Genomic DNA, 13609 nt, shown 5'->3' with positions numbered 1-13609 from the left:
GGGGAGGCTCCATGCAACACCGCAGCAGACCCAGGACGAGGTGTGCCGTCGCGGCCGTCGCCGCGCTCGCGGCGGCGCTGGGCGGGATGGCGGCGACCGCCCCCACCGCCCAGGCCGCGCCCGCCCGCACCCCGGCCGCCGCCCCCCTGCCGCCGGACCTGGAGAAGATCCGCGCGGCCGAGGCCGCCAAGCTGTACGGCGATCCCGCCGAGCGCCCCCTGGACCAGCGCAAGTCCTCGCTCATCTCGCTCGGCGACAGCGAGATCTCCGGCGAGGGCGTCGGCACGTACGAACCCGGCACCAACGGGCCCGACAACTGGTGCCACCGCTCACCCGACTCGGCCATCCACCGCACCGGCATCCCGGCCGACGTCACGTACAACGTCTCCTGCTCGGGCGCGTACACCGGGAACATCGTCATCGGCGGGGCCAAGCAGTACCCCGACGAACTGGTGCAGAGCGACAGCCTCGCGATCAAGGCCCGCAACACGAAGATCAAGATGGTGCTGCTGGTCGCCGGCGCCAACGACGACCTCCAGTTCGGCCCCGTCATGACCGACTGCGTCGTCCGCTGGTTCACCCTCCAGGGCGCCTGCGAGCCCAAGTACCAGCCGGGCTGGCAGGCCCGCGTCGACGGCCTGGTGCCCAAGGTCGAGAAGACCGTACGGGACCTGCGCACCACCATGACGAACGCGGGTTACGCCGACGGCGACTACAAACTCGTCGTCATGGGCTACCCCAGCCCCATCGGCCCGGACGTCGAGGACAACCCGCGCTACCCGGGCAAGCTCCCGGGCGGCTGCACCGGCTACACCTCCGACGCCGCCTGGGGCCGCGACACCGCCGTCCCCGCCTTCGGGCGCGGCATGCGCAAGGCCGCCCAGGACACCGGCGCCGTCTACCTGGACAACTCGCGGCTCTTCCACGGCCACGAGGTCTGCATGGAGGACACCTGGGCGCGCGGGCTCTACGTCGACCTCGCCAACCCCTTCCCGCCGGACTCCAACTCGGTCCGGCAGTCCTTCCACCCCAACGCGCGCGGGCACGGCGCCTTCGCGTCCTGCCTCACCCAGCTCTACGACTCCGGCTGGCGGGAAGCGGGCTGCACGGACCCGGCCTCCACGGGCAAGCCGAAGCTCTACAAGGGCGCCTGGGACGACGCGTACCGGCCGCTGAAGAACGCGGCCACCGGCACCTGCGTCGACGCGTACGGCGCGAGCAGCCGCGACAACACCGCGGTCGGCGGCTGGGACTGCGCCGGGCAGCGCAACCAGAGCTGGTGGTACGACGCCGAGCGCGGCTCGGTCCACACCGCGCTGACGCAGGACCGCTGCCTGGACGTGCCCGGCGGGAAGTACGACGCCGGGGCCGCGCTGGTGCTGTGGAACTGCCACGGCGAGGGGAACCAGAAGTTCACCGAGTCCGCGGGCGCCATCCGGCCGGCCGCGGCGCCCGGACTGTGCCTGACCCTCGCGGCGGCCAAGGACCCGCTGCGGCTCCAGAAGTGCGACGGATCGGCGAACCAGAGGTTCGTGTAGCGGTCCGTATCGGGCACCCCCGGCTCACCGCGTCGAACGCGCGGGAGCCGGGGGCGTCCACCGCGACCCGGATCACCGTGTTCGCTCACCGCGTCGAACGCGCGGGAGCCGGGGACGCCCTTGTGTCACGACCCCTGGCGGACCGGGATGCTCGTCACGAACGGCTGCTCGGGCGCCGGGTCGGCGAAGAAGTCGTTGCCCTTGTCGTCCACCACGATGAACGCCGGGAAGTCCTCGACCTCGATCCGCCAGACCGCCTCCATGCCGAGCTCCTCGTACTCCAGGACCTCGACCTTCTTGATGCAGTCCTGCGCCAGCCGGGCCGCGGGCCCGCCGATCGAGCCCAGGTAGAAGCCGCCGTGCGCGTCGCACGCGGCGGTGACCTGCCCGGAGCGGTTGCCCTTGGCGAGCATCACCTTGGAGCCGCCCGCCGCCTGGAACTGCTCCACGTACGCGTCCATCCGGCCCGCCGTCGTCGGCCCGAACGACCCGGACGCGTACCCCTCGGGGGTCTTGGCCGGACCGGCGTAGTACACCGGGTGGTCCTTGAGGTACTTCGGCATCTCCTCGCCCGCGTCCAGCCGCTCCTTGATCTTCGCGTGCGCGATGTCGCGGGCGACGACCAGCGTGCCGGTCAGCGACAGCCGGGTCTTGACCGGGTGCTTGGTCAGCTCGCCGAGGATGTCGTCCATCGGCCGGTCGAGGTCGATGCGTACGGCCTCCAGGTCCGGCCCGGCGCCCTCGGTCAGCTGCTCGTCGGTCGTCTCCGGCAGGAACCGCGCCGGGTCCCGCTCCAGCTGCTCCAGGAAGACGCCCTCGGCGGTGATCTTCGCGACGGCCTGGCGGTCGGCGGAGCAGGAGACGGCGATGGCCACCGGGCAGGACGCGCCGTGCCGGGGCAGCCGTACGACCCGCACGTCGTGGCAGAAGTACTTGCCGCCGAACTGCGCGCCGATGCCGATCTTCTGCGTCAGCTCGAAGACCTTCCGCTCCAGCTCCTGGTCACGGAAGCCGTGCCCGGCCGGGGAGCCCTCGGCGGGGATCTCGTCGAGGTAGTGCGCCGAGGCGTACTTCGCGGTCTTGAGCGCGAACTCGGCGCTGGTGCCGCCGACGACGATCGCCAGGTGGTACGGCGGGCACGCGGCGGTGCCCAGCGAACGGATCTTCTCCTCCAGGAACTTCATCATGCTCGCCTCGTTGAGGACGGCCTTCGTCTCCTGGTAGAGGAAGGACTTGTTGGCGGAGCCGCCGCCCTTGGCCATGAAGAGGAACTTGTACGCGCCGCCGTCGGTCGCGTACAGCTCTATCTGGGCCGGCAGGTTGGTGCCGGTGTTCTTCTCGTCCCACATGGTCAGCGGGGCCATCTGCGAGTAGCGCAGATTCAGCTCCGTGTACGCGTCGAAGATGCCGCGGCTCAGGGCCTCCTCGTCGCCGCCCTCGGTCAGCACGTGCTGCCCGCGCTTGCCCATCACGATCGCGGTGCCGGTGTCCTGGCACATCGGCAGCACGCCGGCGGCCGCGATGTTGGCGTTCTTGAGCAGGTCCAGCGCGACGAACCGGTCGTTGGCGCTGGCCTCCTGGTCGTCCAGGATGCGCCGCAGCTGCGCGAGGTGGGCGGGGCGCAGATAGTGCGAGATGTCGTGCATGGCCTCGGCGGCGAGCTTCCGCAGCGCCTCCGGCTCGACCTTGAGGAACGTACGGCCGTCCGCCTCGAAGGTGGAGACGCCCTCCGAGGTGACGAGACGGTACGGAGTGTCGTCCTCACCCAGGGGGAGCAGGTCCGTGTAGGAGAACTCAGGGACAGGGGGCATTGCGGCCATTCCTCACTCGGCAGACTGCGACTGCTGACGTCCTCGGCAGCGCCCACCAGAGTAGAACCCGGCCGGACGGGGACGGTTGTGAGGTAAGGCTCAGTAGGGCTCCGATGTTCGCCTGTCGCGATCTATCGCGTTTCGCTACTCTGTTGCCCGTGGATGAGTCTTCGCTCGAAAAGCGACCCCAGCAGCCGGAGCGGCCGACCGCGCCCCACTCCCAGGACGGGCCCGCGGTCCGGTTCCAGAAGGAGGCCGAGGGACGGCCGGCGGCACCGGCCGCGGCCACGGCCGAACCAGCGGGCGCTACGGCGTACCGCGCCTCCGACGCCGATCGCGACAGGGTCGCGGACATCCTCCGCGAGGCCCTGGCGGAGGGGCGGCTCACCGCCGACGAGCACGCCGAGCGGATCGGCTCGGTCTACGGCGCCAGGACGCTCGGCGAACTGGAGCCGATCGTCCGCGACCTGCCGGCCGCCGGCCGGCGCGCCGACCGCCCGGAGCCGGCCGCGGGCGCCGCCTACGACCCGCCGCCGCACTCCCGCACCAACGCCGCGGCCGAGAACCTCATAGCCGTCTTCGGCGGCGCGACCCGCAAGGGCCGCTGGCGGGTCGGGCGGCGCACCAACGCCTTCGCCGTGTTCGGCGGCGTCGAGATCGACCTGACCGAGGCGGTCTTCGATCAGCAGGAGATCGTCATCAACGTCACGGCGATCTTCGGCGGCGTGGAGATCAAGGTCCCCGAGAACGTCTCGGTGCGTTGCGCGGGTACAGGCGTCTTCGGCGGCTTCGACGTCGTCAGCCAGGAGGCGACCGACCCCGACGCGCCGGTCGTCGTGATCACCGGATTCGCGGTCTTCGGCGGCGCCGAGGCCAAGACCAAGCGCGGCAAGCGCCTGAAGAACCTGCGGAAATGACCGGACCGGCGAGCACCGGTCCATTGATCCGAACTCGCCGGGACGGCTTGCCCACCAGCGTTGAACGCACGTCAACGGCGCGTCGAACGCATATCGAGCACAACCGGAACGCACGCCGCGCACTCGCCGGCGGTCGCGAAGGCAACGGTGTGCATAAGCGCACGCACAGCGGGTAAGGCTTGGTGCACATCGTCTCGCGTACGGACTGGGGATGCGCGTTGTCGTACGCAGGGAGGCGGGCAAGGGTGACTCAATCGGTCAAGCCGTCGTCAGGAGTAGACCGTGCTGCAACCGCATCAGCCCCTGCAGGACGCCGCCGTACCATCCCAGCGGATTCATCCCCGGGATCAGGCCGGCCCCTGGCACTCGGAGGCGGTATGCCGCCGGGATGAGGCCGGGCTGTTCTTCGCTCCGTCCAAGGAGCCCACGGCAGCCCGGCTCTCGCGCGAAGAGGCCGCCAAGCGGGTCTGCGCGCGCTGCCCGGTCATGGTCGAGTGCCGGGAACACGCACTGCTGCAGCCCGAGCCCTACGGGGTGTGGGGCGGGCTGACCGCGGCCGAGCGTCGCGTCGTGCTGGCCCGCAGGCGCCGCCGCGAGGCGGAGCTCCAGCGTGCCACCAGGGTCGCCGCCGCCGGCTGAACGGGCGGCCGCGTTACGGGCCGGGCCCCGCCGGTGCTTCCGGCGGGGCCCGGCCCGTAATGGCGTGTGCTCACGGGGCTGTACGGACGTGAGCCGTCTCGCGTACCGGCGTGAGCCGACCGGTGCGGGCGTGAGCCGTCTCGTACGGGCCTGACGCCGTACGGGCGTGACCGCGTGACCCGGGAGTGCTCGTACGGGCCAGGGCGGCCGTACAGGGGGTGAAGCGAGCCGACGGCGGTCGACCGGTCAGTCGACCGGTCAGCTGGGGCGCTCGAAGTCGACCTGGCTGTACGCGCGCAGTTTCGAGAGCCGGTGCGTGGAGTCGATCTGCCGGATCGTGCCCGACTTGGACCGCATCACCAGCGACTGGGTGGTCGCCGTCTCCGCGCGGTACCGCACCCCGCGCAGCAGATCGCCGTCCGTGATCCCGGTGGCGACGAAGAACACGTTCTCGCCGCTGACCAGGTCCTCCGTCTGGAGCACCCGGTCCAGGTCGTGCCCCGCGTCGATGGCGCGCTGCCGCTCCGCGTCGTCCTTCGGCCACAGCTTGGCCTGGATCGTGCCGCCGAGGCACTTGATGGCACAGGCGGTGATGATGCCCTCGGGCGTGCCGCCGACGCCGAGCAGCAGGTCCACGCCGGTGCCCTCGCGGACGGCCATGATCGCGCCGGCCACGTCGCCGTCCGCGATGAACTTGATCCGGGCGCCGGCCTCGCGGATCTCCTTGACGATGCCCTCGTGGCGCGGCCGGTCGAGCACCACGACCGTGACGTCCTCGGGCGAGGACCGCTTGGCCTTCGCGATCCGGCGGATGTTGACGCCGACGGGCGCGTTGATGTCGACGAAGTCGGCGGCGTCGGGGCCGGTGACGAGTTTGTCCATGTAGAAGACCGCGGAGGGGTCGAACATGGTGCCGCGCTCGGCCACGGCCAGCACGGACACGGCGTTGGCCATGCCCTTGGCGGTCAGCGTCGTGCCGTCCACGGGGTCCACGGCCACGTCGCACTCGGCACCGGTGAGGTCGCCGACGCGCTCGCCGTTGTAGAGCATGGGCGCGTTGTCCTTCTCGCCCTCTCCGATGACGACGACGCCGTTCATGGAGACGGTGCCGATGAGCGCGCGCATGGCCTTGACGGCGGCGCCGTCGGCGCCGTTCTTGTCGCCGCGGCCGACCCAGCGGCCCGAGGCCATGGCGCCCGCCTCGGTGACCCGGACGAGCTCAAGCGCGAGGTTGCGGTCCGGGGCCTCGGGGCTGACCTCAAGGGGAGACGGCAAATGATGTTCGGTCAACGGAGCGCACCTTTCTGTACGGCGACGGCCGTTAAGTGAGGGTGACGATGACTTTATCGGTTGATTGCCATAGTGAGCAGAGCGCCCTACGTATGAGCGCCACGGCGAGCGGCGTACGCGCCTGTCGCGATGGCTCGCATACGGGCCGGAACCGCGCCCTTCTCCGGGGCGGTCGCCCGCGCTGGTTGGCCGGGCCGGTGTCCCGACCGGAAGGGGTATGGGGGACGATGGGCGGGTGGCAGGCAGAAGCGCTAAGAAGCAGACGGTGCGGAACATGATTCTGTCGCTGGCGGTGATCGTTCCCGTCGCGGTGGTCAGCTACGTGTTCATCCCGCACGACGAGAGCAACGACCCCGTCAAGGCGGTCAGCTACCGCGTGGAACTGGACACGGCGCGGCGCGCGGCCCCGTACGCGGTGGCGGCCCCGGTCGGCCTCCCGGAGGGCTGGCGGGCCACCTCGGTCTCGTACGACGGGGGCGGCAAGGAAGGCGCGGCGTGGCACCTGGGCTTCCTCGACCCGAAGAAGCAGTACGTGGCGGTCGAGCAGAGCAACGGCCCGGCGGCGGCGTTCATCGACGACGTCACCCAGCGGGCCGCGAAGACCGGGAAGACCGAGCGCGTCGACGGCGCGACGTGGGACCGCTACGAGGGTGAGAAGTACGACGCGCTGGTGCGCGAGGAGAACGGCGTGACCACGGTGGTCACGGGCACCGCGCCGCACGAGCAGCTCACGCGGATGGCCGCCGCGCTCAAGGCCGAGAAGACGAAGCCGGACACGAATCCGGACGCGCGCGACTCGACCTGAACGCGACGGCCATCGGACTGCCGCTGGGGGGAGCGGCAGGTCTGAGGGGGGTGCCGCCCGACGGAGCGGCCCCCGGGCCCGGCCGGTCGGCCGGGCATGTCGGGGGCGACTGCCGCCGGGCGACCTCAGACGTCTTCGGCGGTTTCTTCAGGTGGCGTTCCGTCTGTCTCAGACGGTCTTGACGACCTGGTCGTACTCCAGGCGCGGCGACCGCGGGAACCAGGCGTTCTCGCCGGGCTTGCCGATGTTGACGACCATCAGCGGGGTGTGGTCGTCGTCCAGGAACTCCTTCTGGACGCCCGCGAAGTCGAAGCCCGTCATCGGGCCGGCCGCGAGACCGGCGGCGCGGACGCCGAGGATGAAGTAGGCGGCCTGCAGCGAGGCGTTCAGCGCGGCGGCGGACTCGCGGGAGGAGCGCTCGGCGAAGAAGACGTCCTTGGCCTGCGGGAAGTGCGGGAACAGCGCCGGAAGCTCCTCGTGGAACTCGTTGTCGGCGGCCAGGATCGCGACCAGCGGAGCCTTGCGGGTCTTGGGCTGGTTGCCCTCGGCCATGTGCGCCACGAGACGCTCGCGGGCCTCTTCGGAGCGGACCAGCACGACGCGCAGCGGCGACTGGTTGAACGCGGTCGGCGCGTACTTCACCAGGTCGTAGACGGCCTGCATCTGCTCGTCGGTCACCGGCTCATCGGTGAAGGTGTTGGCGGTGCGGGCCTCACGGAAGAGCAGATCCTGGGCGGCGGCATCGAGGGCGAGAGTCATGCGGTGAACACCTTCTATTGCGTCAACGGTTCGAGCTGGCACAGACCACTGTACCCGCAGTAGATTAATGTTCAACTAAAAGGGGGTGGGTGTGCCCCGACTCACATGGATCAGGGCGTGCTGAGGTGCGGGCGTGTCGCCCGAGACGCCCGCGAGATCCGCGAGGTCCGTGAGATCCGTGACGCCCGCGAGGTCCGTGACGTCCGTACGAATGCGGCACGGATGCGGCCGTGGCGGCCCGCTCAGTCCTCGGAGGCGGCCGCTTCCTCGTCACTCGCGGCCTGGGCCCCGTCCTCCTCGCCGTCCCCGGACTCCCGCGCCAGCGCGGCGTCCAGCCGGGCCCGCGCCCCGTCGAGCCAGCGGCGGCAGACCTTCGCCAGCTCCTCGCCGCGCTCCCACAGGGCCAGCGACTCCTCCAGCGTCGTGCCGCCCGCCTCCAGGCGCCGCACCACGTCGATCAACTCGTCCCGCGCCTGCTCGTATCCGAGAGTGGAGCCGTCGGTCTTCTCGCTCGTCGTCGCCATGGGAACCAGCCTAAGCGGGGGGTGTGACAAGGGCCCGTACCGCGAACTCGCCGTCCGCGACCCGCGCCCGCAGCTCCTCCTCCGGCGCCACGTCCTCCGGGGAGTGCACCACCGAACCGTCCTCGTGCTGGAGCACCGCGTAACCGCGCCGGAGCGTCGCCGCGGGGGAGAGGGCCACGACCCGCGCCAGGGTGTGCGTCAGCTCGGAGTCGGCACGGTCCAGGAGGTGCGCCAGCGTGCGGCGCCCGCGCTCCAGCACCGCCGCCACCTGCTCCTCGCGCTCGTCGACCATGCGGTGCGGACGCTCGATCGCGGGCCGCGCCAGCGCCGAGGCCAGCCCCCGCTCCTCGCGGTCCAGCAGCCCGCCGACGCTGCGCAGCGCGCGCTCGCGCAGCTGCTGGATACGGGCCTGCTCCTCGCCCACGTCCGGTACGACCTTCTTCGCCGCGTCGGTGGGCGTGGAGGCGCGCAGGTCGGCGACCAGGTCGAGCAGCGGGGAGTCGGGCTCGTGCCCGATGGCGGACACCACGGGCGTACGGCACGCGGCCACCGCCCGTACCAGCTGCTCGTCGGAGAACGGCAGCAGGTCCTCCACACTGCCGCCGCCGCGCGCCACGACGATCACGTCCACCTCCGGCAGCGCGTCCAGCTCCTTGACCGCGGCCATGACCTGCGGGACGGCGTGCACGCCCTGTACGGGGACGTTGCGGACCTCGAAGCGGACGGCGGGCCAGCGCAGCCGGGCGTTTTCGAGCACGTCGCGCTCGGCGGCGGAGGCGCGCCCGCAGACCAGCCCTATGAGCTGGGGCAGGAACGGCAGCGGCCGCTTCCGGTCGGCCGCGAACAGTCCCTCGGCGGCCAGCGACTTCTTCAGCTGCTCCAGCCGCGCGAGCAGCTCGCCCACCCCGACCGGCTTGATCTCGGCGGCCCGCAGGGAGAGCTGACCGCGCGGCGCGTACCACTCGGGCTTGGCGTGCACGACGACGCGCGCGCCCTCCGAGATGACGTCGGCCACCTTGTCGAAGACGGCGCGGTAGCACGTGACGGTCAGGGAGATGTCGTACGACGGGTCGCGCAGCGTCAGGAACACCACCCCGGCCCCCGGCCGCCGCGACAACTGCGTGATCTGCCCCTCGACCCATACGGCCCCGAGCCGGTCGATCCATCCGCCGATCAGCCGGGACACCTCGCCGACGGGGATCGGCGCGTCCGCGGACGTGTTGACAGCCATGCGCCCAAGGCTATCGGCGCCCACTGACAACGGACGGCTGCCGCCGGACACCGGCGAAGCCACGGCAGCCGCCCCCCTACGCACCCATGCCGCAGTCAGCCGCTATCAGTGGGCATCAGGCCGTCAAACCCGTCGACGCCCCCGATATTGGAGCGCCAGAATCGCCAGGCCCACCGCCAGCCAGACGGCCCCCACGACCTGCGCCGTGCCCGACGCCTCGACGATCACCGCGACCACCACCGCGAGGCCCAGCAGCGGTACGAGCACATGGCCGACCAGGCTCGGGCTCTGCGCCCGCTTGCGGATCCAGAACCAGCCGATCACCGAGGCGTGCAGCAGGCCGAAGGCGGTCAGCGCCCCGACGTTCACGATCGACGACAGGTGGTCGAGGCCGTCGTCGCGGCGGGCCGCCCACACCGCCGCGATCAGCGTCACGACGGCCGCGCCGAGCAGCGCGCGCCGCGGCACGCCGCTGCCCGCGTCCACCTTCGACATCGCGCCCGGCAACCGCCGGTCGCGGGCCATGGCGAACAGCAGCCGTCCGGCCGCCGCCTGCCCGGCGAGCGCCGCGAAGGCCGCGCCGATCGCCTTGCTGGCCGCGACCAGGTCGTGCAGCCAGCCGCCGACCGCCGAGTCGACCGTGGCGTAGAACGCGTCCCCCTGCTCGGCCGGCTTCGCCGCCAGTTCGGCCGCCGTCATCGGGGCCAGCAGCCCCGCCAGGTACGTCTGCACGGCGAAGAGGACGCCCGCGACGACCAGGCAGGTGATCACGGCCTTCGCGACCCGCGCGGAGCCGCCCGCGGCCTCCTCCGCGAACGAGGCGATCGCGTCGAAACCCAGGTACGAGAGGACCGCGACGGAGACGGCCGCGAGGACCGCGGTCATCGAGAAGGAGCCCTCACCGGTGAGCGGCACCGCCCAGCCGCGCTGGGAGCCGTGCGCGATCAGCTCCCACAGCGCCGCGACGACGAAGACCACCAGCACCACGATCTCCAGCGCCAGGACCGCCGCGCCGACGACGGCCGCGGCCCGTACGCCCCACAGGTTCAGCAGCGTCGTCACGACCACCGCGACGGCCGTCCACACCCACTGGTGCACGGACGGCACCAGGGCGTGCATGGCGATCCCCGAGAAGAGGTAGGCCACGGCGGGGATCAGCAGGTAGTCGAGCATCGCCATCCATCCGGCGATGAAACCGGCGCCCTCGCCGAGCCCCACGCGCGCGTACGTGAAGACCGAGCCGGCCTGCGGTGCGACGCGCACCATCTGCGCGTAGGAGTACGCGGTGAAGGCCATCGCGACCGTCGCGACGATGTAGACGGTGGCGATCGCGCCGTGCGACTTCGCCTCCAGCGTCCCGAAGATGCCGACCGGGGCCATGGGGGCGATGAAGAGCAGTCCGTAGACGACGAGGTCCCGGAAGGACAGCGTCCGGCGGAGCGAACCGTCCTCGGCCGCCGGTGCGGTCGAGCCTGTCGGCGTGGTGGTCATGGGGTGCGCCCCCTAGTCGGTCCGGTGTTTCGTGGTGATCGGCGTTGATCGTCCCTTGTCGGTGATGATCGTGCCCCAGCTTCGGCCAAGGCGGCGCGCCGGGCATCCGGGGCGCGCCGGGACGCCCGTACCCGAGACGCGCCGGGGTGTGTGGGGGCGTGCCGGAAGGCGCGCCTCCGGGGTTGTCCACAGGATGATCCGCGCCATCTGCCAAGGCCCGTACGATGGATGGCATGACTGCTACGACAGCTCGCAAGGTCCTGCTCGCCGCCCCCCGGGGATACTGCGCGGGCGTGGACCGTGCCGTCATCGCCGTCGAGAAGGCGCTGGAGCAGTACGGCGCGCCGGTGTATGTGCGCAAGGAGATCGTCCACAACAAATACGTCGTGCAGACCCTGGAGAAGAAGGGCGCGATCTTCGTCGACGAGACGGAGGAGGTGCCCGAGAACGCCATCGTGATCTTCTCCGCGCACGGCGTGGCCCCGGTCGTCCACGAGGAGGCCGCGCGGCGCAACCTGGCGACCATCGACGCCACGTGCCCGCTGGTCACCAAGGTCCACAAGGAAGCCGTCCGGTTCGCCGACGACGATTACGACATCCTGCTCATCGGCCACGAGGGCCACGAGGAGGTCGTCGGCACGAGCGGTGAGGCGCCCGAGCACATCACGCTGGTCGACGGGCCGGAGGACGTGAAGAACGTCCATGTCCGCGACGAGTCCCGGGTGGTCTGGCTCTCCCAGACCACGCTGTCCGTCGACGAGACCATGGAGACGGTCGACGCGCTCAAGGACCGCTTCCCGAAGCTGATCTCGCCGCCCAGCGACGACATCTGCTACGCCACGCAGAACCGCCAGACGGCGGTCAAGCAGATGGGCGCCGACGCCGACCTGGTGATCGTCGTGGGCTCCAAGAACTCCTCGAACTCCGTGCGCCTCGTCGAGGTGGCGCTGGGCGCCGGCGCCCGCGACGCCCACCTGGTCGACTTCGCCGCCGAGATCGACGAGGCATGGCTGGAGGGCGTCTCGACGGTCGGTGTGACCTCGGGCGCGTCCGTGCCGGAGATCCTGGTGGAGGGCGTGCTGGAGTGGCTCGCGGAGCGCGGTTTCGGCGACGTGGAGATCGTCACGGCCGCGGAGGAGAGCATCACGTTCTCGCTGCCCAAGGAGCTCCGCCGCGATCTGCGCGCGGAGGCCGCGTCCCTTTCCGACGGGTCCAAGGGGTGATCACGCCCGTCCGGCCCTAGCCTCGTGTCCATGAAGGTATTCGGTGTGGACATCGGCGGGTCGGGCATCAAGGGAGCCCCGGTGGATCTGGTGCGCGGAGAGCTGGCGGACGACCGCTACAAGGTGCTCACCCCGCACCCGGCCACCCCTGAGGCGGTCATCGACGGCGTCAAGGAGGTCGTGGACCACTTCGGCTGGTCGGGCCCGGTCGGCGCGACGTTCCCGGGTGTGGTGGTCGACGGCACGACGCGGTCGGCGGCCAATGTCGACAAGAGCTGGATCGGCCTCGACGCGGAGGGGGCGCTGCGCGAGCGGCTCGGCGCCCCGGTGACGCTCCTGAACGACGCGGACGCGGCGGGCCTCGCGGAGGTGCACTTCGGCGCGGGCCGCGACCACTACGGCACGGTCATCGTGCTCACTCTCGGCACGGGCATCGGCAGCGCGGTCTTCACCGACGGCAAGCTGGTCGCCAACACCGAGCTGGGCCACCTGGAGCTGAACGGCCGCGACGCGGAGACGCACGCCTCGACCCGGGCCAAGGACGAGGAGGACCTGAGCTGGCACCACTGGGCCCACCGGCTGCAGAAGTACCTGGAGCACGTGGAGATGCTCTTCTCGCCGGAGCTGTTCGTGCTCGGCGGCGGGGTCAGCCGCAAGGCGGAGAAGTTCCTGCCGCTGATCAAGGGCGTCAAGGCCGAGATCGTGCCTGCTCAGCTGCAGAACAGCGCGGGGATTGTGGGGGCTGCGATGGCTGCCGCCGCTGTTGCCGCGGCTGACGCGGGTTCCGACGGCCCTGCTGCCGATCCCGCTGCCGCCGGCTGACCAGCGCCGCCCTGCGTACGAACACGATCAGCACGGCCAGTACCGTGCCCGCGTAGAGCCACCCGGCGTGCACGGCGAGCGCGGTGACCACGCTCATGATCCGGCCGCCGGTGCCGCCCGTGTCGTCGCCGATCGCGACGATGCCCACGGCGAACGCGATCGGGACGCCGACCGGCGCGATCACCAGGTCGGCGGGGCGTACCCACAGCGCGCAGGCGGCGGCGGCCAGCATGAAGAACACCCCGTACACGGCGGGCGCGCCGTCCAGCAGCAGGGAGTCGAGGAAGCCGACCAGCAGCATCGCGAGCGCGGCGAGCAGCCCGCTGCCGAGCGCCGTCAGGCGCGGGCCGGGCAGCCGGGACAGCGCGGCGGCGACCGCGGCGACCGGCGGCGGTGGCCGCCGGGACTGCGCGCGGTAGACGGTCGAGTTCTCACCACCGGATTCGTCGGCGCCCGTCGGCCCTGCCGGCCCCGGTGCCGCGGGTGCGGCGGGGCGCGGCACGGCGGACGCGCGGCGGTCGCTGCGGCTGGGGGTACGCGTGCTGGGTTGCTCCACTTC

The 13609-nt window shown here is 71.5% G+C and carries 12 protein-coding genes and 1 pseudogene; 6 read left to right on the top strand and 7 right to left on the bottom strand.

Features of this window, described 5'->3' with window-relative positions:
* Positions 1-11: 11 nt before the first annotated feature.
* Complete coding sequence (locus AB0I22_RS03855) at positions 12-1538, top strand: ricin-type beta-trefoil lectin domain protein (RefSeq protein ID WP_363128985.1); 1527 nt, start codon at positions 12-14, stop codon at positions 1536-1538.
* A 125-nt stretch (positions 1539-1663) separates the two neighbouring features.
* On the opposite strand, the gene AB0I22_RS03850 is transcribed toward AB0I22_RS03855, so the two are convergent.
* Positions 1664-3349 carry a fumarate hydratase gene (locus tag AB0I22_RS03850; RefSeq protein ID WP_363128984.1) on the bottom strand — a complete coding sequence of 562 codons (1686 nt, stop codon included), beginning with the start codon at positions 3347-3349 and terminating at the stop codon, positions 1664-1666.
* Between the two features lie 158 nt (positions 3350-3507).
* On the opposite strand from AB0I22_RS03850, the gene AB0I22_RS03845 reads away from it, so the two are divergent.
* Together AB0I22_RS03845 and AB0I22_RS03840 are read left to right on the top strand one after the other, a co-directional pair.
* Entirely contained in the window at positions 3508-4266 is a 759-nt protein-coding gene (locus AB0I22_RS03845) for a DUF1707 domain-containing protein (RefSeq protein ID WP_363128983.1), read from the top strand.
* A 282-nt stretch (positions 4267-4548) separates the two neighbouring features.
* Positions 4549-4905: a WhiB family transcriptional regulator gene (locus tag AB0I22_RS03840; protein WP_030878007.1), complete on the top strand. Its 357-nt coding sequence runs from the start codon at positions 4549-4551 to the stop codon at positions 4903-4905.
* A 258-nt stretch (positions 4906-5163) separates the two neighbouring features.
* On the opposite strand, the gene glpX is transcribed toward AB0I22_RS03840, so the two are convergent.
* Entirely contained in the window at positions 5164-6195 is a 1032-nt protein-coding gene (glpX, locus tag AB0I22_RS03835; protein ID WP_363128982.1) for a class II fructose-bisphosphatase, read from the bottom strand.
* A 217-nt stretch (positions 6196-6412) separates the two neighbouring features.
* Between glpX and AB0I22_RS03830 the strand changes: the two genes are divergently transcribed.
* Entirely contained in the window at positions 6413-7000 is a 588-nt protein-coding gene (locus tag AB0I22_RS03830; RefSeq protein WP_363128981.1) for a DUF4245 domain-containing protein, read from the top strand.
* Between the two features lie 168 nt (positions 7001-7168).
* Here the strand turns inward: AB0I22_RS03830 and AB0I22_RS03825 are convergent, their stop codons facing one another.
* The 4 genes from AB0I22_RS03825 to AB0I22_RS03810 form a co-directional block, all read right to left on the bottom strand.
* On the bottom strand, positions 7169-7759 hold the full coding sequence (locus AB0I22_RS03825) for a malonic semialdehyde reductase (protein WP_363128980.1): 591 nt from the start codon (positions 7757-7759) through the stop codon (positions 7169-7171).
* Between the two features lie 242 nt (positions 7760-8001).
* Complete coding sequence (locus AB0I22_RS03820; protein ID WP_363128979.1) at positions 8002-8283, bottom strand: exodeoxyribonuclease VII small subunit; 282 nt, start codon at positions 8281-8283, stop codon at positions 8002-8004.
* 10 nt (positions 8284-8293) lie between these two features.
* Positions 8294-9514 (bottom strand): exodeoxyribonuclease VII large subunit, encoded by a 1221-nt coding sequence (xseA, locus tag AB0I22_RS03815; protein ID WP_363128978.1) that lies wholly within the window; start codon positions 9512-9514, stop codon positions 8294-8296.
* 123 nt (positions 9515-9637) lie between these two features.
* Positions 9638-11005 carry an APC family permease gene (locus AB0I22_RS03810; protein ID WP_363128977.1) on the bottom strand — a complete coding sequence of 456 codons (1368 nt, stop codon included), beginning with the start codon at positions 11003-11005 and terminating at the stop codon, positions 9638-9640.
* A gap of 233 nt (positions 11006-11238) precedes the next feature.
* Between AB0I22_RS03810 and AB0I22_RS03805 the strand changes: the two genes are divergently transcribed.
* Both AB0I22_RS03805 and ppgK read left to right on the top strand, forming a co-directional pair.
* Positions 11239-12228, top strand: coding sequence for a 4-hydroxy-3-methylbut-2-enyl diphosphate reductase (locus tag AB0I22_RS03805; RefSeq protein WP_363128976.1), 990 nt, complete (start codon positions 11239-11241; stop codon positions 12226-12228).
* Positions 12229-12258: 30 nt separating this feature from the next.
* Positions 12259-13050, top strand: a complete 792-nt coding sequence (ppgK, locus tag AB0I22_RS03800; protein WP_363128975.1) for a polyphosphate--glucose phosphotransferase — start codon at positions 12259-12261, stop codon at positions 13048-13050.
* On the opposite strand, the pseudogene AB0I22_RS03795 reads toward ppgK, so the two are convergent.
* Positions 13034-13606 (bottom strand): annotated as a pseudogene (locus AB0I22_RS03795) (DUF6542 domain-containing protein); the annotation flags it as partial. The gene ppgK and the pseudogene AB0I22_RS03795 overlap by 17 nt on opposite strands.
* Positions 13607-13609 lie beyond the last annotated feature (3 nt).

The organism is Streptomyces sp. NPDC050610 (genome assembly GCF_040654875.1).
Lineage (GTDB): Bacteria > Actinomycetota > Actinomycetes > Streptomycetales > Streptomycetaceae > Streptomyces.
This window is presented reverse-complemented; position numbering and strand designations above follow the sequence as displayed.